Raw genomic sequence first — 19,384 nt, 5'->3', positions numbered from 1 at the left:
CGCATCGGTGGCACAATGCGCATCCGTTCGCCATTTCTTCACGAAGTCATGCTTGACCCCGATTCATGCGCGGCGCGTACCGGCCGTGCCCGCGGCCCGCGCCGAAAGGCGCTCCGATGACCGCGCCGGCCCGGGCCGGCCGCTACGCCGAGCTCGATTTCTTCCGCGGCCTCGTGCTGCTCGTCATCGTCGTCGACCACATCGGCGGCAGCATCCTGTCGCGCGTGACGCTGCACGCGTACGCGCTGTGCGACGCGGCCGAGGTGTTCGTGTTCCTCGGCGGCTTCGCGACCGCCATTGCGTACAACTCGCTCGCCGAGCGGCACGACGAAGCCGCCGCGCGCCAGCGCTTCATCCGGCGTGCGTTCGAGATCTACCGCGCGTTCCTCGTGACGGCCGGCCTGATGCTGCTGATCACCGCCGCGCTGAATGCGCTGGCGATCGACGGCCCGAACATGCCGACCAACGATCTCGACGGGCTGCTGCACAAGCCGCTCGCCGCGCTGCGCGACATCCTGCTGTTCCGCCGCCAGCCGTACCTCGCGTCGGTGCTGCCGATGTACGCGTTCTTTGCGCTGCTCGTCCCGCTCGCGCTGCCGCTCGCGCGCACGCAGCCGTGGCTGATGCTCGCGTTCAGCGGATCGCTGTGGTACGCGGCGCCGCACGTCGCGCGCTTCTTGCCGACCGTCGAAGGCGCGCCGTGGGATTTCAACCCGTTCGCGTGGCAGTTCCTGTTCGTGCTCGGCGTGATCGCGCGCTGCCAGCCCGTCTACCAGACCCTCGCGCCCAGGCCGCAGGGTTGGCTGCTGACGGCCGCGTCGCTCGCGGTCGTCGCGGCCGGCGCATACTACCGGCTGCGCATCGAGCCGTTCCCGACCGATCCGTCGATCAAGCAGAACCTCGGCGCGCTGCGGCTCGTGAACTTCCTCGCGATCGCGTGGCTCGCCGCCAAGCTCGTGCACCTCGGCTGGATGAAGAAGGTCGCGCACGCGATGCCGTGGATCGGCACGATCGGCCGGCAGGGACTGCTGTGCTTCGTCGCGGGCACCGGCATCTCGCTCGCGGTCGATTCGCTGCTCTACCAGGCGACCGAAGGCTATCTCGACGTGCCGCTCGGGCTGGCAGCCGACGCCGTCGCGATCGGGCTGCTGTATCTCGTCGCCAAACTCTACGGGCCGCTCGTCGCGCGGCTGCCGTTCCGTTCGCGGCCATGACGCGCCGCGCCGTCATGCGCCGCTGCGACGATAGCCGGCGCCTCTCCTGAAACGATTCGCCATGCGCCGACTCGCCCTTCCGTTCGCCCTCGCCCTGATCGCCGGCGCCATCGCCACCGCCCATGCCACGCCGCCGGCGCCCGGGCCCTCGGTATCGCCCGCCCCGCCGGCCGTGCAGACCGCGACGACGCCGTCGGCCGCGCAGGAGCCGTCGGTCAATCCGGGCAGCAGCGTCGTGCTGCGCACGTTCCGCTCGGCGTCGCTGAAACGCGACTGGTCGTACACGGTCTACCTGCCGCCCGGCTACAACCCGGAAGGCGCGCGCTACCCGGTGATGTACCTGCTGCACGGCAACGCGGGCAACGCCAACGACTGGGTCACGCAGGGCCGGCTGCAGGCCACCGCCGACACGCTGATCGAACGCCACGACATCCCGCCCGTCGTGATCGTGATGCCGCAGGGCGGCACCGACTGGTACGTCGACCGCAAGGAGAAGATGCAGAGCGCGTTCCTCAACGACCTGCTGCCGGAAGTCGAAGCGCACTTCGCGGTGTCGAACCAGCGCGCGGGCCGCGCGATCGGCGGCGTGTCGATGGGCGGCTTCGGCGCGCTGCGCTTCTCGCTGCTCGAGCCGGGGCTGTTCTGCGGCGCGATGCTGCTGAGCCCCGCGATCTATGCGAACGAGCCGCCGCTCAATTCCGCCGCGCGCTACGTCGGCGTGTTCGGCGACCGGCAGTTCGATCCGCGCGTATGGCACGAGCTCAACTACCCGGCGCTGCTGCGCGGCTATTTCGCGCGCAACTGGCGCGTGCCGATGTTCATCGCGGCCGGCGACGACGACCTGACCATCCAGGCGGAGTCGAGCGTGCTGTACACACAGCTGCGCCGGGCGCAGAACCCGGCCGAGCTGCGCATCGTCGACGGCGGGCATATGTGGGACGTGTGGCGCGGGTTGCTCGGGCCGGGGTTGAAGTATGCGCTGGAGTGTGTGAAGTGACGGCCGGCGGGGCGTTGCTCCGCCCTGCCGCTCGCTCGGCTCCCCGTTGAGCGAAAGCCACGGTATCCAGCGTGCGTTTCACGATGTCGCTTGAATCCGTACCCGCCGCATTTCGACTACATTGCCAAAGTGGCGATGCCATCGGTCATCGCCTGCCTCCCCTACTCGACCCGCAGGAAATCAAGCCATGTCTGACTCGCAGAAATTCGCCGCCGTCACGGGCGCCGGCTCCGGCATCGGTCGCGCAGCGGCCGTCGCGCTCGCCCAGGCCGGTTTCACCGTCGCGCTGCTCGGGCGCACGGAGGCGTCGTTACGCGAAACCCGGGACACCATCCGCACCGCCGGCGGCGACGCGCAGGTATTTCCCGCCGACGTGACCGACGAAGCATCGGTCGACCACGCGTTCGCGCGGATCGCACAGCAATTCGGCCGGCTCGACGTCCTGTTCAACAACGCCGGCCGCAACGCCCCGGTCGTTTCCCTCGGCGACTACGAACTCGACGTATGGAACAGCGTCGTCGCGACGAACCTGACCGGCGTCTTTCTGTGCGCGCGGGCCGCGTGGCGGCTGATGAAGGCGCAAACGCCGCAGGGGGGCCGAATCATCAACAACGGCTCGATCTCGGCGCACGCGCCGCGCCCCGATACGATCGCGTACACGGCGACCAAGCACGCGGTGACCGGGATCACCAGGTCGCTCGCGCTGGACGGTCGCCGGTACAACATCGCGTGCGGCCAGATCGACATCGGCAACGCGGCCACGTCGCTCACGGAACGGATGACGCACGGCGTCCCGCAAGCGGACGGCAGCCTGGCGCCGGAAGCGCGGATGGACGTCGCGCATGTCGCGAACGCGATCGTCCAGATGGCGAATCTGCCGCTCGATACGAACATCCTGAACATGACGATCATGGCGACCGCGATGCCGTTCGTCGGTCGCGGGTAACACGCGCCGCAGCCCGCGCCGGAAGGCAGCGTTCACGTACGGGCGGCGACCGCACCGCGCCGTCGCGACGGCGCTGAAGGCCAGCCCGTCGCGACGCAGATTGGTTTCAGTGAGGCAGGCCGATCGCCTGCCGCTCGTCCTCGAGCAGTTGCGTCAACGAACCGTGCAACCGCTCAACGCTGTGCGGCGGTAGCGCGAAGCTTGCCCAACCGAGCCCGCTGTGACGCAGCAACAGCACCGCGCCGCCCTGCAGCGGATGGCGTTCGGCATACCAGCAGGGGTCCATTTCGGTCACGAATGGCTGCTCGTGCGGCGGACGTTCCGGTACGGCAGGCTGCATCGACGCGCGCAGCAGGCTCAAGTACTGGATGACTGCGTCCACGTCTTCCGGATCGAGCACTGCCGCGCCACGCTCAATCGACATCAGCACGACGAGCTTGCCGTGCTCCTCGATCATCTTGATGCTCAACGGTTGTGCCATCTTCGTCGTCCTTGCCGCGGTTACGAGATCTCATTATCGACCTCGGTACAGGCTGGCCGCCTGAAGATTTGTGATCCATGCATGAATCTTTTTTTAGAAATCTTCAGAAAGCGCGTCGCGCTGTCGTCCATCCGACTCCACCGCTTTCTAAACGAAATTTCATCCGGCCAGCACCGTTTTTTTAGCGTCCCGCCCCCGCGTGCCTTCCATAATGGATTCGCTGCCCGCCCCCGCAGGCGCAGCGCGATGCGTCGACGCAGCCCGCCGAAGACGGACGCGCCGCCCCGTATTTCCGGCAAATCCACTCCTCGCCGATCATGAACCAACTGCAAGCGATGCGTGTCTTCACGCGTGTGGTCGAGTTGTCGAGCTTCAGTCTCGCCGCACGTCAGCTCGGCATGTCGGCCGCCGCGGTCACGCGCAGCGTCGGCATGCTCGAGGCCCATCTGAACATGCGCCTGTTGAACCGGACCACGCGCAGCCTTTCGCTCACCGAGCCGGGCCGCGAATCTCTCGACGGCTGCCGCGCGATCATCGAGAAGCTCGACGAGATCGAATCGAACCTCGCGCAGGTCAATCGCGATCCGCACGGTACGCTGCGCATCGCCGCGTCGGCCACCTCGGTTGCGGCCGGGCTGTGCACGCTGCTGTCCACGTATCGCATCGCGCATCCGCGCGTGCGATTCGACGTGACGACGTTCGATATCCAGGTCGACATGGTGGAAGGCGGCTACGACGTGTGCTTCTGTGACGATCACCGCCTCGTCAACTCGACCTTCGTGTCGCGGACGTTGACGAGCGTGCGCGACGTGGTCGTCGCGTCCCCCGACTACCTCGCGCGGCACGGCACGCCTGCCGAGCCGGTCGAACTGAATACGCACAGCCTGCTGACCGTGTCGAACGGCGCCGCGCGCAACTGGGAGTTCTCGGCTACCGACGGCGCCTGCCGCATCTATACCGGCAATGCGCTGGCATCGACCAGCAACACGATGGTGCGGATCGCGGCACTCAATCACATGGGTATCGCGCAATTGCCGCATCCGCTCGTGGCCGACGATCTCGCACGCGGCACGTTGGTGCCGATTCTCGAACGCTACGAAGCGAACGGCGGCCCGCGCCGCATCTCGATGCTCTACCCGAGCCGCAATTATCTGTCCACGAAAGTACGCAGCTTCATCGACTACGTGGTCGACCACTATCGCACGCCCGAGCGCATCGCCATGCAGCTTGCCGCTGCGTGACTTCGCCGGGTCGCGCACGCCATGGCACATATCCTGACGATCGAAGACGATCCGCTGATCGCGGATCGCATCGCGCACTCGCTGCGTGCCGAAGGCCACCAGATCGACGTCGCGCGCACCGGCCGCGACGGCATGGCCCGCGCGATGAGCGCGCACTACGACGTCGTGACGCTCGATCGCATGTTGCCCGACCTCGACGGGCTGACGATCCTCGCGACGATGCGCGGCGTCGGCCTCGATACGCCGGTGCTCGTGATGAGTGCGATGTCCGACGTCGATCAGCGTATCCAGGGGCTGCGCGCCGGCGGCGACGACTACCTCGTCAAGCCGTTCTCGCTCGAAGAAATGTGCGCGCATCGACGTGCTGATTCGCCGGCGGCCGCGCGGCACGCACGTCGACACGGTGCTGCGCGCCGGCGAGCTGGAGCTCGACCTGGTGCGGCGACGCGCGACGCTCGGCGCGCGCGAGCTCGCGCTGTTGCCGACCGAGTCCCGCGTGCTCGAATTCATGATGCGCAACGCCGGCCGCGTGCTCACGCGCACGATGATCTTCGAAGCCGTGTGGGGGTGCCGTTTCGATCCCGGCACGAACCTGATCGACGTGCACGTCGGCCGCCTGCGCAAGAAGGTGAACCGGCCCGGCGCGGCGCCGCTGATCCGCACGATCCGCGGCTCGGGCTACCTGCTCGGTTGAGTCCGTCCGCCACTTAAAACTTGTTTCATCTTTTTAGCGACCCGCTGTTAGGGGCTGCTCCGCAGAATGCGGTCATCGGATGCGCATCGGTATTTTCCCGAAGACGCGCACGTCCGGCTCTTCTTCACGACGCTTTTGAACGGAGCAGCACCTCATGCTGAAAATTGTCCGGCTCGCGCTCACGCGGCCCTATACGTTCGTCGTACTGGCGCTGCTGATCCTGATCGCGGGCCCGCTCGCGGCGATCCGAACGCCCATCGACATCTTTCCGGACATCCGCATTCCGGTGATCAGCGTCGTGTGGAACTACGCCGGCCTGCAGCCGGACGACATGTCCGGACGCGTGATCACGTACTACGAGCGCACGCTCGGCACGACGGTCAACGACGTCCAGCATATCGAGTCGCAATCGTTCCGCGGCTACGGCATCGTGAAGATCTTCTTTCAGCCGACCGTCGATATCCGCACGGCGACCGCGCAGGTCACGTCGATCTCGCAGACCGTGCTCAAGCAGATGCCGCCCGGCACCACGCCGCCGCAGATCCTCAACTACAACGCATCGACCGTGCCCGTGCTGCAGATCGCGCTGACCAGCAACACGCTCGACGAACAGAAGCTGGGAGATTACGCGGTCAACTTCATTCGGCCGCAGTTGCTGTCGGTGCCCGGCGTCGCGATTCCGACGCCGTACGGCGGCAAGACACGCGAAGTACAGATCGACCTCGACCCGCAGGCGCTGCAGTCGAAAGGGCTGTCGGCGCAGGACGTCGCGCACGCGCTCGCGCAGCAGAATCAGATCATCCCGGCCGGCACGCAGAAGATCGGCCGCTTCGAATACAACATCAAGCTCAACAACAGCCCGCTCTCGCTCGACGCATTGAACGACCTGCCGATCAAGTCGGTCGGAGGCACGACGATTTATATCCGCGACGTCGCCCATGTGCGCGACGGCTACCCGCCGCAGGGCAACATCGTGCGCGTGGACGGCCGCCGCGCGGTGCTGATGAGTATCCTGAAGAACGGCTCCGCATCGACGCTCGACATCATCGCCGGCGTGAAGGCGAAGCTGCCGCTAGTCGAACAGACGCTGCCGCCGGGCCTGAAGCTCGTCACGATGGGCGACCAGTCGACCTTCGTGAACGGCGCCGTGAGCGGCGTGGCGCGCGAAGGCATCATCGCCGCCGCGCTGACCTCGCTGATGATCCTGCTGTTTCTCGGCTCGTGGCGCTCGACGCTGATCATCGCCGCGTCGATCCCGCTGGCCGTGCTCTCGGCGATCGCGCTGCTCGCGGCCACCGGCGAGACGCTCAACGTGATGACGCTCGGCGGCCTCGCGCTCGCGGTCGGGATCCTCGTCGACGATGCGACGGTGACGATCGAGAACGTGAACTGGCACCTCGAACAGGGCAAGGACACGCGTACCGCGATCGTCGACGGCGCGAAACAGATCGTGATGCCGGCACTCGTCTCGCTGCTGTGCATCTGCATCGTATTCGTGCCGATGCTGATGCTCGACGGCATCTCGCGCTTTCTGTTCGTGCCGATGGCCAAGGCGGTGATCTTCTCGATGGTGTCGTCGTTCGTGCTGTCGCGCACCTTCGTGCCGATGCTCGCGCAATACCTGCTCAAGCCGCACGCATCGGCCGGCCATGCGTCGGGCGAACTGGCCGCGGTGATGGATCCGCACGCGGGCCATGGCGGCGCGCACGAGGTCTCGCCGTCGCGCAATCCGCTGGTGCGCTTCCAGCGTGCATTCGAGCGCCGCTTCGAAGCCGTGCGCGCGTCGTACCGGATCCTGCTGGGCCTCGCGCTCACGCGCCGCAAGCCGTTCGTCGTCGCCTTCCTCTGCATCGTGGCCGCGTCCTTCCTGCTCGCGCCGTCGCTCGGTCGCAACTTCTTCCCGACCATCGATTCCGGCGAGATCGCGCTGCACGTGCGCGCGCCGGTCGGCACGCGTGTCGAGGAAACCGCCGCCGAACTCGACCGCATCGAAAACACGATCCGCGGCGTGATTCCGCCCGCGCAGTTGCGCGAAGTGATCGACAACATCGGCCTGCCGAACAGCGGGATCAACCTGACCTACAACAACAGCGGCACGCTCGGGCCGCAGGACGGCGACATCCTGATCTCGCTGTCGCGCGATCACGCGCCGACCGCCGACTACGTGCGCACGCTGCGCGAACGCCTGCCGCGCGCCTATCCGGGCACCACGTTCTCGTTCCTGCCCGCCGACATCGTCAGCCAGATCCTCAACTTCGGCGCACCGGCCCCGGTCGACCTGCAGGTGGCCGGCCCCAACCAGCAGGCCAATCTCGCCTATGCGCGCGAGCTGTACCGCAAGCTGCGCCTGATCGCGGGTGTCGCCGACCCGCGCATCCAGCAGGCCAGCACCTATCCGCAATTCACGGTGACGGTCGACCGCACGCGCGCCGACCAGCTCGGCATCACCGAGCAGGACGTAACGGACTCGGTGGTCGCGACGCTGGCCGGCACCAGCCAGGTCGACCCGACCTACTGGCTCAATCCGCGCAACGGCGTGTCCTATCCGATCGTCGCGCAAACGCCGCAGTACAGGATGACCACGCTGTCGGCACTGCAGAACCTGCCGGTCACCGGCGCGAACGGCCAGTCCCAGTTGCTGGGCGGTCTGGCCACGATCACGCGCGGAGTCGGCAACGCGGTGGTGTCGCACTACAACATCGAGCCGCTGTTCGACATCTACGCGACCACCCAGGGGCGCGACCTCGGCGCAGTCGCGGCCGACATCGACGATATCGTCAAGGCCACCGCGAAGGACGTGCCCAAGGGCTCGACCGTCACGCTGCGCGGCCAGGTGCAGACCATGAACGGCGCGTTCGCCGGCCTGCTGCTCGGCCTCGTGGGCGCGATCGTGCTGATCTACCTGCTGATCGTCGTGAACTTCCACTCGTGGGCCGACGCATTCGTGATCGTCTCGGCGCTGCCGGCGGCGCTGGCCGGCATCGTCTGGATGCTGTTCACCACGCATACGCCGCTGTCGGTGCCGGCGCTGACCGGCGCGATCCTGTGCATGGGTGTCGCCACCGCCAACTCGATCCTCGTCGTCAGTTTCGCGCGCGAGCGCCTGGCCGAAACCGGCAACGCGCTGGCCTCCGCGCTCGAGGCCGGGTTCACGCGCTTCCGCCCGGTGCTGATGACCGCGCTCGCGATGATCATCGGCATGGCGCCGATGGCGCTCGGCCTCGGCGACGGCGGCGAGCAGAACGCGCCGCTCGGCCGCGCGGTGATCGGCGGCCTCGCATGCGCGACGATCGCGACGCTGTTCTTCGTTCCCGTCGTGTTCAGCCTCGTGCATCGGCGCGATGCGCTCAAGCACGACGGTTCCCGCGCTTCCTCCCCTTCCGCGTCCGGAGCTTCCCATGTCCACTGAGATCGATATCAAGTCGCCGAAACGGCTGCCCAACCTCAAGCTCGTCGCCACGCTCACCGCGCTGATCGCGGTCGGCATCGTGGCGACCGGCATCGTCGGCCGCGCGCACGCGAAACAGGAAATGACGACCTGGTCCGCCGAGCAAGCGGTGCCGACCGTGGTCGCGTACACGCCGTCGACCGGCGGCGACGGCGCCACGCTCGTGCTGCCCGGCCATTTGTCCGCATTCGAGAGCGCGCCGATCCATGCACAGGTGTCGGGCTACCTGCATGCGTGGTACACCGATATCGGCGCGCACGTGAAGTCGGGGCAACTGCTCGGGCTGATCGATACGCCCGAACTCGATCAGCAACTGCTGCAGGCGCGCGCCGATCTGCAGAGTTCGCTCGCCAACGAGAAGCTTGCCGCGTCCACGGCCGCGCGCTGGACGAGGATGCTCGCGCAGGATTCGGTGTCGCAGCAGGAAACCGACGAGAAGACCAGCGACCTCGCGGCCAAGCAGGCGATCGTCGCCGCCAACGAGGCCAACGTGCGGCGCCTCGAGGCGCTGGAGGCGTTCAAGCGCATCGTCGCGCCGTTCGACGGCGTCGTCACCGCACGCAAGACCGACATCGGCCAGTTGATCTCGGCCGGCGGCGGCGCCGGCCCGGAGCTGTTTGCCGTGTCCGACGTGCACCGGATGCGCGTCTACGTGAGCGTGCCGCAGAACGAGGCCGCCGCGATCCGGCCCGGCATGACGGCCACACTGACCGTGCCCGAGCATCCGGGCGAGACCTTCCGGGCGACGCTCGCCGACACCGACGACTCGATCGCCGATTCGACCGGCACGCTGCTCGTCCAGTTGATGGTCGACAACCCCGACGGCAAGCTGATTCCCGGCGAATACACCGAGGTGCATTTCGCGCTGCCGGCCGGCAGCAGCCACGTGCTGACGATTCCGGCCAGCTCGTTGATCTTCCGGCAGGCCGGCCTGCAGGTCGCCGTGGTCGGCAAGGACGATCGCGCGGTATTCAAGCCCGTGACGATCGCGACCGATCTCGGCACGCACGTGCAGATCGCGACCGGCCTCGCGCCGGACGATCGCGTGATCGACAACCCGCCCGACTCGCTCGCCGCCGGCGATCCGGTCAGGCTCGCGGCGCCGGCTCGCACCGTCGCGTCGGCCGCGCGCGATACGGAGCGTGCGCATGGCTAACCGGCTTCGGCTTTGCGCGATGCTCGCCGGCGTCGCGTTCCTCTGCGCGTGCTCGTTCGCACCTGCCTATCATGCGCCGCACCCTGCGCTGCCGGCCAGCTTCAAGGAAGCGGGCGGCTGGCAGCCCGCGAAGCCGGCCGACCGCATCGCGCGCGACGGCTGGTGGAAGGCGTTCCGCGATCCCGTGCTCGACCGGCTCGAAGCACGGGTGGCCGCGGCCAACCCCGACGTGGCCGCGGCCGTGGCCCGCCACGACGAGGCAACCGCGCTGTTCGATCAGGCGCGCTCGGGCCTGTTCCCGACCATCGGCCTCGGCGCGCAGGTCTCGAGCAACCGTCAGTCGGCCATGCGGCCGTTACGCGGCTCGAACCAGCCGAACGTCTATGGCGACAACACGCTCGACGCCGGCTTCGACTACGACCTCGACCTGTGGGGCAAGGTGCGGAACGAAGTCGCGGCCGGGCGCGCCGACGCACAGGCCAGCGCCGACGATCTCGCGTCGGTCCGACTGAGCCTGCAGGCCAGCCTCGCGAGCGCGTACTTCAGCCTGCGCGGGCTCGATCAGCAGCAACAGTTGCTGGCCGATACGATCGACACGTATCAGCGCGCGCTGCGCCTCACGATGAGTCGGCACGCAGGCGGCATCGCGTCCGATCTCGACGTGTCGCGCGCGAGGACGCAGCTCGATTCGGCCCGCGCGTCGGCCGAGGACGTACGGGCGCGGCGCGCGCTCTACGAGCACGCGATCGCGACGCTCACGGGTGTACCGGCATCGTCGTTCTCGCTGGCACCGGACCTGAACGCGGCTTATCTGCCGACGATCCCGACCGGCATTCCCGCGACGCTGCTGCAGCGGCGCCCCGACGTCGCGGCCGCCGAGCGGCGCATGGCCGCCGCCAACGCGAAGATCGGCGTGGTGCGCGCGGCGTTCTTCCCCGACGTCACGCTCGGGCTGGTCGGCGGGTACCAGAGCTCGGGCCTCGGCCACTGGCTCCGCGCGCCGAACGAGATCTGGTCGATCGGGCCCAGCCTCGCGCTGACGCTGTTCGACGGCGGCCGGCGCCAGGCGCTCACCGACCAGGCGCGCGCGCAGCTGGCCGAGAACGGCGCGAAATACCGCGCGGTGGTGCTCGATGCGTGCCAGCAGGTCGAAGACAACCTCGCCCTCACGCACCACCTGGGCGACGAAGCCGAGCGCGAGCAGGCGGCGCTCGACGCGGCCGAACGCACGTTGCAACTGTCGATGTCGCGCTATCGGGACGGCGTCGTCAGCTATCTCGACGTGGTGACGGCGCAGACCACCGAACTCGATACGAAGGTTGCGATGCTGGAGCTGGACACGCGCCGGCAACTGGCGGCGGTGGGGTTGATCGCCGCGCTGGGCGGCGGGTGGTCGACCGACGAAGCCGCATCCGGAGCGCAGGCGCCGGCCGCGACGCCGGCCCGTTCAGCGAACTGAATCCCTTGCGGCATGAACGAGGCGTGTCGCATTTCAAGGCACCCGTCGCGATGACGGGTGCCGTTTTTTACGTCGGCCCGGCCGCTCAGAACTTGTGACGGATGCCGGCCGCGACCACCGCCTGACGATCGTTGCCCGATGCCGCCAGGTTGAAGATCCCCGCGTGGCCGAGCACCGCGACGCCGTCCGCCCCCGTCACGCGCTGGTACACGCCTTCCAGATAGAGGTCGGTGCGGCGCGACAGCGCATAGTCGGCCTGCAGCATCAACTGGTTCCACTTCGGCGCGATGCTGCGGCCCGCCTCGTCGAAGCGGCCTTGCGTGAACGTATAGGCGCCGCCCAGCGAGAAAGCCGGCGTGAGGCAATAGCGCGCATTCACTTCGTAGTTGCTGAAGGTCAGCAACTGGCCGTTCACCGTGCCATATGAACCGCCTTGCGACAGTTCTCGCGGGTCGTTCAGGATCGTTCTCGTATAGACCAGGGCGACCGTCGCATGGTCGAACGCATAGTGCGCACCAGCGCCGAACGTGCGCCAGCGGCCACCGGCCAGCATCGCATCGCCATCCGAGCTGCTCAGCGAACCGCCGGTGTTCTGCGGCTTGTTCACGCCGCCCGGCTGGTCCGACTGCAGGTACGCGACGGCGACGGCGACCGGACCGTTCGCATACTGCGCGCCGACGCTGTACGCGTTGTCGTTGCTGAACCCGCCACCCTGATTGCTGAAGCCGTAAGCGCCGCCGAACGTGAAGCCGCCATGGTTCGCACTGCGGAACTTCACCACGTTGTTCATGCGCGTGTCGTTGGCGAGGTTGTCGTTGTCGTACGGATGATCGGCGAGGTTGCCGCCGAATCCCGACCCGGTCGCCGACAGCGGCGCGACGAAGTCGACCAGGAAATCGTACTGGCGGCCGAGCGTCACCGTGCCCCACTGGCGGCTCGCGAGGCCGACCCACGCCTGGCGGCCGAACACGTCGCCGCCGTTGCCGAACTTGCCGTTCGCGACGTTGAAGCCGTTCTCGACGGTGAACACGGCCGCGAGGCCGCCGCCGAGATCCTCGTTGCCGCGCAGCCCCCAGCGCGACGTGCTGACGTTGCCGCTCTGCACGCCATAAGCGGGCCCCAGGCCCGCGGCCGATTTCTGGTTGCTGATGTAGTCCAGGCCCGCGTCGATCGTGCCGTACAGCGTCACGCTGCTCTGCGCATGCGCGGCGCTCGCAAGCAGGCATGCGACCGCCGCCGGAATTGCCAGATATGTCTTCATGATGGTTTCGTTGGAGTGGATCGGTCCGATCGCATCGTCGGCCCGGGCGGCGTGGCCGCTCGTGCGCGATGCGATGGCGCCCAATTTAGGCAGCGGGCATGACAGCGCCGTTATCGAAACGGCCCGCAAAATGAAACCCGCTTCATCTTCACGACATACCTGCTTCATGTCTGCGCGAACGCGCGCCGGTGCATGAATTTCTTTTCACGTTGCGCATGCCGATCCGCTAACGTCCCTCCTCTATGCTTGTCCTCAACCCGCGCGCGGCACCCGCACGCCGCGCGGGGGGATGAACCCAGTCAATCATCATGAGGAATCCCGACATGAAAACCACCAACATCGCCGCCGCCGCCATGCTCGCCGCGATCGGCACGCTGTCTGCTCCCGCGTTTGCACTGACCGGCAGCCGGCCGATCCACATGTCCCCGGCCGCCACCAAGGACGGCGCACCCGGCGCTCAGGCTGCCGGCCAGTGGGTGCCGCCTTACGGCCAGCCGATCCACGAGAAGACGCGCGCCGAAGTCCATGCCGAGCTCGTGCAGGCCGAACAGGACGGGCAGCTCAAGTACCTGAACTCCACGCTCTATGCGCATTGAGACGCGTGACGGTGCGGCCGGGCGCGGCGCCCCGCTCACGCGGCCCGCGTCACCAGCGGCGACACCACGCGTCCTCCCGATTGCTCGCCATCCATGAAGCTTCGTTCGTTGTTCGCTCGTTCCGCCCGTCTCGCGTTCCTCGCGATGGCTGCCTGCGTCGTGTTGTCCGGCTGTGCGTCCGCGCGGCCCGACGGCCCCGGCGATTGCGTCGGCCCGGCCGATTTCTGCGTGCCGTTCTTCGGCTCGTAAACGCACGAGACGGGCGCGCTGCCGGTGGCAGGGCGCCCGTCATGTCATGTTCGTCGCGCGGCCGGAACCGCGCGCTCAGGCGTCCGGCAGCGTTACCTGATAGCCGTAGCGGCTCACCGTATCGATGCGGACGTCGGGCAGATGCCGCGCGAGCTTGCGGCGCAGCCGCGACACCACGAGATTGACGCTCGATGGATCGACATCCTCCTTGTCCTGCCAGACATACCGGATCAATTGGTCGCGTGGCACCGGCGCGTTCGGATGGCGCATCAGGCATTCGAGCAGCAGGAATTCCCGGCGCGTCACGGCCACGCGCAGCTTGCCGTCCTTGAGTTCGCGCGCCAGTGTCTCGACCGCGGACGCACGCGCGACCGGCCGGTCCGCATCGCGCGGCCCCGCGAGCCGCTGCAACGCCTGCATGCGTTCGTGCAGTTCGATGAACGAATACGGCGCGCAGAAACACGCATCGGCACCCGCGCGCAGCACATGAATGCGTTCGCGCGCCGACGCCTCGCCGATCAGCACCACGAGCGCGGCGCCGCCGCCGTCGGCAACGAAACGCGGCAGCATCGCGATCAGCGCGGCATCGCTGCCGGGTTCGAACGCGGTCGCGACGATCGCGTCGAACGCCTCCTGCGAGGCGAGGAACAGGCCGTCGCGCGGATCGTCGGCGCGCTGCACGCTGTGCCCGCTTTCCTGCAGCGCCTTGTGCAGCCACGACGCTTCCGGATGCGGCGAAGTCACGAGCAGGACACGCATCGTCAACCGGCCTCGCGGCTGGAATACGCAGGCACATGCGGCCTCGTCCGGACGGCCGTCATCCCAGCGACCTCGGCCAGCATTCGATCGTCACGCGCGTGCCGGGCTCGGCATTGCCTATGCGCAACGTGAAATCGTGCACGTTGACGACCGTCGACACGATGCTCAGGCCGAGCCCGGCCCCGGCGAGATGCCCGGTACGGCGGCTGCGGTACCGATACCGCAGCACCGCCTCGCGCTCGTCGGCCGCGATGCCCGGGCCATTGTCGATCACGTCGATGCGCGGACCGCACGGCGTGTCGTGAAGTTCGAGGCGTACCGTATCGCCCGACGTCGTGTACTTGAGCGCGTTGTCGAGCAGATTGCTCAGTGCCTCGAACAAGAGGGCGCGATCGCCGTGTATCCGCGCGACCGGTTCGACGGCCTGCACGAAGCGGATCGCGCGACTGTCCGCGAGCGGTTCGAACAACTGCCCGACGTCCAGCACCAGATCCTCCAGCGACAGCTCCGCGAATCCGCCTCGCCGCTGCAACGAGCCGATTTCGGCGATACGCAGCATCGCGCGGAAACGGCCGAGCAACACGTCGGTCTCGTTGCGCGCACGCGAAACGAGATTCGCCAGCACGGCATCGTCGAACCGCGCCGCACGCTGCGCCGCCTGCGCGAGCAGCGTGTGCACGTGCGCGAGCGGGGTTCGCAAGTCATGCGCGATGCCGTCGCAGACACCCTTGACCTCGTTCATCAGGCGCTCGATCTCCTCGAGCATGTGGTTGACGAGATGGGACAGCAGATCGATCTCGTCGTGTCCGCCGACCGGCAGCCGCTGGCCGAGGTCGCCCTGCGCAATACCCTGCGTGATGCGCCGGACCTCCTTCAGACGCCGCATTTGCCGCACGCTCAGCATCAAGCCGCCCACGACGCCCGCGCCCAGGCAAAGCAGCCCGCCGCCGACCAGCGCCTGGATGATCGCCGCGCGGATCCGCAGGATATGTGTGAGGTCGCGACCGAGCACCAGCACGTCGCCGTTCGCACGCCGCTCCGCCATCGCGCGCACGACCGGCGGCACCTGGTCTCCCGAGATCGGCATCGTGTGATCGAGCGTCACGCCGTTGCGGGTCGGCCGCATGCCCGCCGGCAACGCCAGCACATCGCCGGCAATATGCCTGCCGTCCGCGGTAAAGAGTCCGTAGTAGTTGGTGTGCATTCGCTCGTGCTCGATCCGGTGCTGGATCGCGGCGGGAAGCTGGCCGTCCTGTATCGAATCGAAGTAGATCATCTGCCAGTCGATCACCGTATCGGTTTCCCGCTCCATGTCATGCGTGATCACCGATGCGATGAAACCGAGCAGCAGCATGACCGACACGGAGAACGTGACCGCATAGACCGACACGAGCCGAAACGTACTCGAATACCAGCGTCGCGCGGGTGCCGGGTGGACGTGATGCGCGACGGACGCCACGGGATCCGGCTCAGCCAAGGCGATACCCTGCACCGCGTACCGTCTGGATCATCTGCTTCGCATCGGGTGGATCGATCTTCCGGCGCAACCGGCCCATGTGCACTTCGATCAGGTTCGTGCCGGGATCGAAGTGATAGCCCCATACGGCCTCGAACAGCATCGTCCGCGTGATGGTTTGCCCGGCATTGCGCATCATGTATTCGAGCACGCGATATTCGGTCGGCAGCAACACGATTTCTTCGCCGTCGCGAAACACCTTGCGCGAGATCAGGTCGAGCTTGAGCGGACCGACGACCAGCGTCGTGTCGAGCGCGGCCGGCGCGGCGTGGCTCCGCCGCAGCAGCACCTCCAGACGAGCGGCCATTTCCTCGGGATCGAACGGTTTGGTCAGGTAGTCGTCGCCGCCCGCGCGCAACCCGCGAACCCGCTCGTCGACATCGCCGAGCGCACTCAGCATCAGCACGGGGGTGCGCACGCCGACGCTGCGCATCGTGGTCAGGATCGTGAGACCATCGACGACCGGGAGCATCCGATCGAGCGTGATCACGTCGAACTCGTTGCCGAGCGCGCGGACCATGCCGTCGCGCCCGTTCGCCACCCATTCGACCGTAAAGCCACGCCTCTCCAGCTCCCCGACTATTTCGTTCGCGGTGATTTCGTCGTCTTCGATCGCGAGTACGTGTGCGATGGCCGCTCGGCCCTCGGCCGGCTCGTCGGGCAGCGCGGGCTCGTTGACCGGGAAAGCTGATGATGCCATGTACGATTCTCGTCTTCGTCGAAAGGGAGTTGCGTGTCGATACCCAACGGTCGAACGCGCTCGAGTCGAGCTTATACGCGCACGCGTAAAGGATGCGCATCCGCTTCATGAAGAAAGTTTCATGTCCGGCAACATGGCGCGCCGGCCGTCGTGGACACGCGCCGTACGAAGCGCCGCAACGCGACATCAGCCCGGGTGCGATCGTGTGCCCGATTTGTCCGCGCGATGCGATGCGAGATCACGTGCGGCATCGCTCGCACGATCCCGCTGTTCGGCTTTCGCGTGCGCGAGCGTCACATCGGCGACCGCGAGCCCGGTGCCCTGCACCTTCGCGAACGCCGGTAGCGACGCACACGCCAGCGCGACGAGTCCAGCCATCATGACGATTGACTTCATTGCATTCCCTCCTTGTGCGCGGCATCGATCGATGGGTCGCTCGACGATACGCCGCTGTTCCTAACCATCCGGAAACACGCGCATGAAGGATTCTTTAACTTCCCATGCATGCGGCAGCCCGTGCATGGCACGATCCGGCTTGCCTAAAACATGTTTCATCATCGCGCTGCGGTTTAGATAGCCCTGCCTCCGTAATCTTCGTCCTGCGGCCGACGCAGGCTCCCTGCCGTGCGGCCTCGACCCAACGCTATCCAGGAGCCGAAGATGAATCACCCCGTCCGTTACCTCGCTTGCGCCGCGATGCTCGCATTGAGCGTCTCCGCACATGCCGAGACGAAACTCACGTCGGCGCAATGCCACGACTATCCGTTCGTGCACGCGAAAGGGCCGGTCTCGCACCGGCAGCTCGTCAATGAACTGAACGAGCTGGAGTCAGTCGGCTACAACCCGTCGTCCGGCGACGAAAGCAGCTATCCCGACGATATCGATTCGGCACAGGCGCGCCTGATGCAGAAGTACCGGCAGGATTGCGTCGGGGCCGCCAATACCGTCGCGTCGAGCGGTAACTGAATCCTCTCCGGCAACCGTTCTCCGAGTTTGCGCGCGAGCCTCGCGGCCGCGCGCTTTTTTTGAATTGATCCGACTCGATCGTCGACGGTGATCGGCAGATCGCCACGTGGATCGACTTTTCCGACATGCCGACGTTTCACGCGAATAAAATCTCGATGTCAACCGGAGGAAAATTTAAAACAACACGTCGCCAAGCGTGTGATCGCCATCGAGGCTCCAAGACACTCCATCTTTTCGCACGACATTTAGCGGTACATGACGCTTTCGAATACTGAAAGATTGTCTTTCCGTGCACGTTGCGGCGACCGCTTTTCCTCTGCCTACACTGCCTCGTCCTCCGATATCGCATCTCGGGACGACATCGACGTCAGCGCTATCCGGTGCCGACTATCCAACCACACCATCAGAGCAACTAAATGAAACGTCAATCGATGAAATTGCGCTGGCTCGCATTCGCGCCGGCACTCCTGCTCGCCGGTGCGGCGCACGCACAGCAGAGCGTCACGCTATACGGGCTGATAGACGAAGGCCTCAACTTCACGACCAACGCAGGCGGTCATCGCGCATGGCAGCTGTCGAGCGGAGACACCTTCGGCAGCCGCTGGGGCTTGAAAGGCAGTGAAGATCTCGGCGGCGGCGACAAGGCCATCTTTCAGCTCGAAAACGGCTTCAACGCGAACAGCGGCAAGCTGGGTCAGGATTCGAGCATGTTCGGCCGTCAGGCGTTCGTGGGCCTGTCGTCTTCACGGTATGGCACGCTCACGCTCGGACGCCAGTACGACACCAGCGTCGACGCGCTCGGCTTCGGCGGCATCACGGCGGCCGGCAACTGGGCGGGCGACATCGCGACCCACCCGTTCGACAACGACAATACGGACTGGGATTTCCGCGTCGACAATGCCGTCAAGTATGTGACCCCGACATACCGGGGACTCACGGCCGAAGCGATGTACGGCTTCAGCAACCAGCCCGGCGGATTCTCGAACAATCGCGTGTGGGGCGCCACGCTGAACTACCAGAACGGCAACCTGACTGCGGCGGCTTCCTATCTGAAGCTCGACAATCCGGGGCTCACGGCGGGTGGCGCGGTCACCGGTGGCGATCTCTTCAACGGGTCGTCGCAGCAGGACATCGGCGCGGCGGCTTCCTACCAGTTTACCCACGTACTCGTCGGCGCCGCGTGGTCCCATGTCGATGTCTACAACCCCGTCGGCAACGCATGGATCGACAATACCGCCCTGCGCAATGGCGCGACGTGGAATGCATGGAAATTCGACAACTTCGAACTCAACACGCAGTACTACTTCACGCATGCCATGTGGCTGGGAGCGGCCTACACGTTCACCATGGCGCATCTGTATACGTCCGACACGAAATATGTGCCCAAGTGGCACCAGATCGCCCTGATGCTCGACTATGACCTGAGCAAACGCACTTCGTTGTATCTGCAAGGTGCGTGGCAGCATGTCGTCAGCGCGCGTACCGGGACCAGCTTCGACGAGGCACAGATCGTGGATGCGTCGGCTGGCGCGTCGTCAGGGCCGAACCAGATGGTCTATCGCATGGGCATGTTGCATCGTTTCTAGCCGCCGGACGCCCGCACCGGAACTTGCGCAGCGCGGCGCCGGTGCGGGCGCGGGCGGGTCAATCGAAATCGATGCGAATCGGCATCCCGGCCAGGATATCAAGCACGGTCGGCCT

At 66.6% G+C, this 19,384-nt stretch carries 17 protein-coding genes and 1 pseudogene; 12 read left to right on the top strand and 6 right to left on the bottom strand.

Translation table 11 applies throughout. The annotated features are described in order from the left end of the window. The first annotated feature begins 116 nt into the window (after positions 1-116). The 3 genes from WS64_RS30820 to WS64_RS30810 all read left to right on the top strand — a co-directional run bounded on the left by WS64_RS30820 (position 117) and on the right by WS64_RS30810 (position 3,157). Complete coding sequence (locus WS64_RS30820) at positions 117-1,214, top strand: OpgC domain-containing protein (RefSeq protein ID WP_059585128.1); 1,098 nt, start codon at positions 117-119, stop codon at positions 1,212-1,214. A gap of 61 nt (positions 1,215-1,275) precedes the next feature. Then, positions 1,276-2,211, top strand: coding sequence for an alpha/beta hydrolase (locus WS64_RS30815; protein ID WP_060968799.1), 936 nt, complete (start codon positions 1,276-1,278; stop codon positions 2,209-2,211). A gap of 187 nt (positions 2,212-2,398) precedes the next feature. Further along, the gene (locus WS64_RS30810; protein ID WP_060968798.1) at positions 2,399-3,157 is read left to right on the top strand and encodes an SDR family oxidoreductase; all 759 of its coding nucleotides are present in this window, start codon (positions 2,399-2,401) and stop codon (positions 3,155-3,157) included. A 106-nt stretch (positions 3,158-3,263) separates the two neighbouring features. Here the strand turns inward: WS64_RS30810 and WS64_RS30805 are convergent, their stop codons facing one another. Beyond that, entirely contained in the window at positions 3,264-3,638 is a 375-nt protein-coding gene (locus tag WS64_RS30805; protein ID WP_059639618.1) for a hypothetical protein, read from the bottom strand. Between the two features lie 317 nt (positions 3,639-3,955). Here WS64_RS30805 and WS64_RS30800 point away from each other — a divergent pair, with 317 nt between their 5' ends. The 5 genes and pseudogenes from WS64_RS30800 to WS64_RS30780 all read left to right on the top strand — a co-directional run bounded on the left by WS64_RS30800 (position 3,956) and on the right by WS64_RS30780 (position 11,636). After that, a complete protein-coding gene (locus WS64_RS30800; protein WP_060968797.1) occupies positions 3,956-4,879 on the top strand; it encodes a LysR family transcriptional regulator in 924 nt (307 codons plus the stop codon). A gap of 21 nt (positions 4,880-4,900) precedes the next feature. Continuing rightward, a pseudogene (locus WS64_RS30795) lies at positions 4,901-5,573 on the top strand (response regulator transcription factor). A 154-nt stretch (positions 5,574-5,727) separates the two neighbouring features. Further along, entirely contained in the window at positions 5,728-8,982 is a 3,255-nt protein-coding gene (locus WS64_RS30790) for an efflux RND transporter permease subunit (protein ID WP_060968796.1), read from the top strand. Further along, positions 8,972-10,177: an efflux RND transporter periplasmic adaptor subunit gene (locus WS64_RS30785; RefSeq protein WP_060968795.1), complete on the top strand. Its 1,206-nt coding sequence runs from the start codon at positions 8,972-8,974 to the stop codon at positions 10,175-10,177. Before WS64_RS30790 ends, WS64_RS30785 begins: the two co-directional genes overlap by 11 nt. Next, positions 10,170-11,636, top strand: coding sequence for an efflux transporter outer membrane subunit (locus tag WS64_RS30780; protein WP_060968794.1), 1,467 nt, complete (start codon positions 10,170-10,172; stop codon positions 11,634-11,636). The genes WS64_RS30785 and WS64_RS30780 overlap by 8 nt, the downstream gene beginning before the upstream one ends. An 85-nt stretch (positions 11,637-11,721) precedes the next feature. Here the strand turns inward: WS64_RS30780 and WS64_RS30775 are convergent, their stop codons facing one another. After that, a complete protein-coding gene (locus tag WS64_RS30775) occupies positions 11,722-12,897 on the bottom strand; it encodes a porin (RefSeq protein WP_060968957.1) in 1,176 nt (391 codons plus the stop codon). Positions 12,898-13,220: 323 nt separating this feature from the next. Here WS64_RS30775 and WS64_RS30770 point away from each other — a divergent pair, with 323 nt between their 5' ends. Both WS64_RS30770 and WS64_RS35045 read left to right on the top strand, forming a co-directional pair. Further along, positions 13,221-13,493 carry a DUF4148 domain-containing protein gene (locus WS64_RS30770; protein ID WP_060968793.1) on the top strand — a complete coding sequence of 91 codons (273 nt, stop codon included), beginning with the start codon at positions 13,221-13,223 and terminating at the stop codon, positions 13,491-13,493. Between the two features lie 93 nt (positions 13,494-13,586). Continuing rightward, positions 13,587-13,742 carry a hypothetical protein gene (locus WS64_RS35045; RefSeq protein WP_167351653.1) on the top strand — a complete coding sequence of 52 codons (156 nt, stop codon included), beginning with the start codon at positions 13,587-13,589 and terminating at the stop codon, positions 13,740-13,742. A 75-nt stretch (positions 13,743-13,817) separates the two neighbouring features. On the opposite strand, the gene WS64_RS30765 is transcribed toward WS64_RS35045, so the two are convergent. From WS64_RS30765 to WS64_RS30750, 4 genes are all read right to left on the bottom strand, one after another. Further along, entirely contained in the window at positions 13,818-14,501 is a 684-nt protein-coding gene (locus tag WS64_RS30765) for a response regulator transcription factor (RefSeq protein WP_059639624.1), read from the bottom strand. 58 nt (positions 14,502-14,559) lie between these two features. Then, positions 14,560-15,891: a sensor histidine kinase gene (locus WS64_RS30760; RefSeq protein WP_230961890.1), complete on the bottom strand. Its 1,332-nt coding sequence runs from the start codon at positions 15,889-15,891 to the stop codon at positions 14,560-14,562. Between the two features lie 79 nt (positions 15,892-15,970). Continuing rightward, on the bottom strand, positions 15,971-16,648 hold the full coding sequence (locus WS64_RS30755) for a response regulator transcription factor (RefSeq protein ID WP_059585125.1): 678 nt from the start codon (positions 16,646-16,648) through the stop codon (positions 15,971-15,973). A gap of 255 nt (positions 16,649-16,903) precedes the next feature. Then, positions 16,904-17,113: a hypothetical protein gene (locus tag WS64_RS30750; RefSeq protein ID WP_059584949.1), complete on the bottom strand. Its 210-nt coding sequence runs from the start codon at positions 17,111-17,113 to the stop codon at positions 16,904-16,906. A 264-nt stretch (positions 17,114-17,377) separates the two neighbouring features. On the opposite strand from WS64_RS30750, the gene WS64_RS30745 reads away from it, so the two are divergent. Both WS64_RS30745 and WS64_RS30740 read left to right on the top strand, forming a co-directional pair. Beyond that, positions 17,378-17,683, top strand: coding sequence for a DUF4148 domain-containing protein (locus WS64_RS30745; protein ID WP_059584948.1), 306 nt, complete (start codon positions 17,378-17,380; stop codon positions 17,681-17,683). 416 nt (positions 17,684-18,099) lie between these two features. After that, positions 18,100-19,269 carry a porin gene (locus WS64_RS30740; protein ID WP_060968792.1) on the top strand — a complete coding sequence of 390 codons (1,170 nt, stop codon included), beginning with the start codon at positions 18,100-18,102 and terminating at the stop codon, positions 19,267-19,269. Positions 19,270-19,384 lie beyond the last annotated feature (115 nt).

This window comes from Burkholderia anthina, assembly GCF_001547525.1.
In the GTDB taxonomy this organism is placed as follows: domain Bacteria; phylum Pseudomonadota; class Gammaproteobacteria; order Burkholderiales; family Burkholderiaceae; genus Burkholderia; species Burkholderia semiarida.
This window is presented reverse-complemented; position numbering and strand designations above follow the sequence as displayed.

What these genes read in the sequence shown, in the direction of transcription:
- WS64_RS30820 (WP_059585128.1), top strand. Translation starts at nt 117, where the DNA reads ATGACCGCGCCGGCCCGGGCCGGCCGCTACGCCGAGCTCGATTTCTTC.
- WS64_RS30815 (WP_060968799.1), top strand. Translation starts at nt 1,276, where the DNA reads ATGCGCCGACTCGCCCTTCCGTTCGCCCTCGCCCTGATCGCCGGCGCC.
- WS64_RS30810 (WP_060968798.1), top strand. Translation starts at nt 2,399, where the DNA reads ATGTCTGACTCGCAGAAATTCGCCGCCGTCACGGGCGCCGGCTCCGGC.
- WS64_RS30805 (WP_059639618.1), bottom strand. Translation starts at nt 3,638, where the DNA reads ATGGCACAACCGTTGAGCATCAAGATGATCGAGGAGCACGGCAAGCTC.
- WS64_RS30800 (WP_060968797.1), top strand. Translation starts at nt 3,956, where the DNA reads ATGAACCAACTGCAAGCGATGCGTGTCTTCACGCGTGTGGTCGAGTTG.
- WS64_RS30790 (WP_060968796.1), top strand. Translation starts at nt 5,728, where the DNA reads ATGCTGAAAATTGTCCGGCTCGCGCTCACGCGGCCCTATACGTTCGTC.
- WS64_RS30785 (WP_060968795.1), top strand. Translation starts at nt 8,972, where the DNA reads ATGTCCACTGAGATCGATATCAAGTCGCCGAAACGGCTGCCCAACCTC.
- WS64_RS30780 (WP_060968794.1), top strand. Translation starts at nt 10,170, where the DNA reads ATGGCTAACCGGCTTCGGCTTTGCGCGATGCTCGCCGGCGTCGCGTTC.
- WS64_RS30775 (WP_060968957.1), bottom strand. Translation starts at nt 12,897, where the DNA reads ATGAAGACATATCTGGCAATTCCGGCGGCGGTCGCATGCCTGCTTGCG.
- WS64_RS30770 (WP_060968793.1), top strand. Translation starts at nt 13,221, where the DNA reads ATGAAAACCACCAACATCGCCGCCGCCGCCATGCTCGCCGCGATCGGC.
- WS64_RS35045 (WP_167351653.1), top strand. Translation starts at nt 13,587, where the DNA reads ATGAAGCTTCGTTCGTTGTTCGCTCGTTCCGCCCGTCTCGCGTTCCTC.
- WS64_RS30765 (WP_059639624.1), bottom strand. Translation starts at nt 14,501, where the DNA reads ATGCGTGTCCTGCTCGTGACTTCGCCGCATCCGGAAGCGTCGTGGCTG.
- WS64_RS30750 (WP_059584949.1), bottom strand. Translation starts at nt 17,113, where the DNA reads ATGAAGTCAATCGTCATGATGGCTGGACTCGTCGCGCTGGCGTGTGCG.
- WS64_RS30745 (WP_059584948.1), top strand. Translation starts at nt 17,378, where the DNA reads ATGAATCACCCCGTCCGTTACCTCGCTTGCGCCGCGATGCTCGCATTG.
- WS64_RS30740 (WP_060968792.1), top strand. Translation starts at nt 18,100, where the DNA reads ATGAAACGTCAATCGATGAAATTGCGCTGGCTCGCATTCGCGCCGGCA.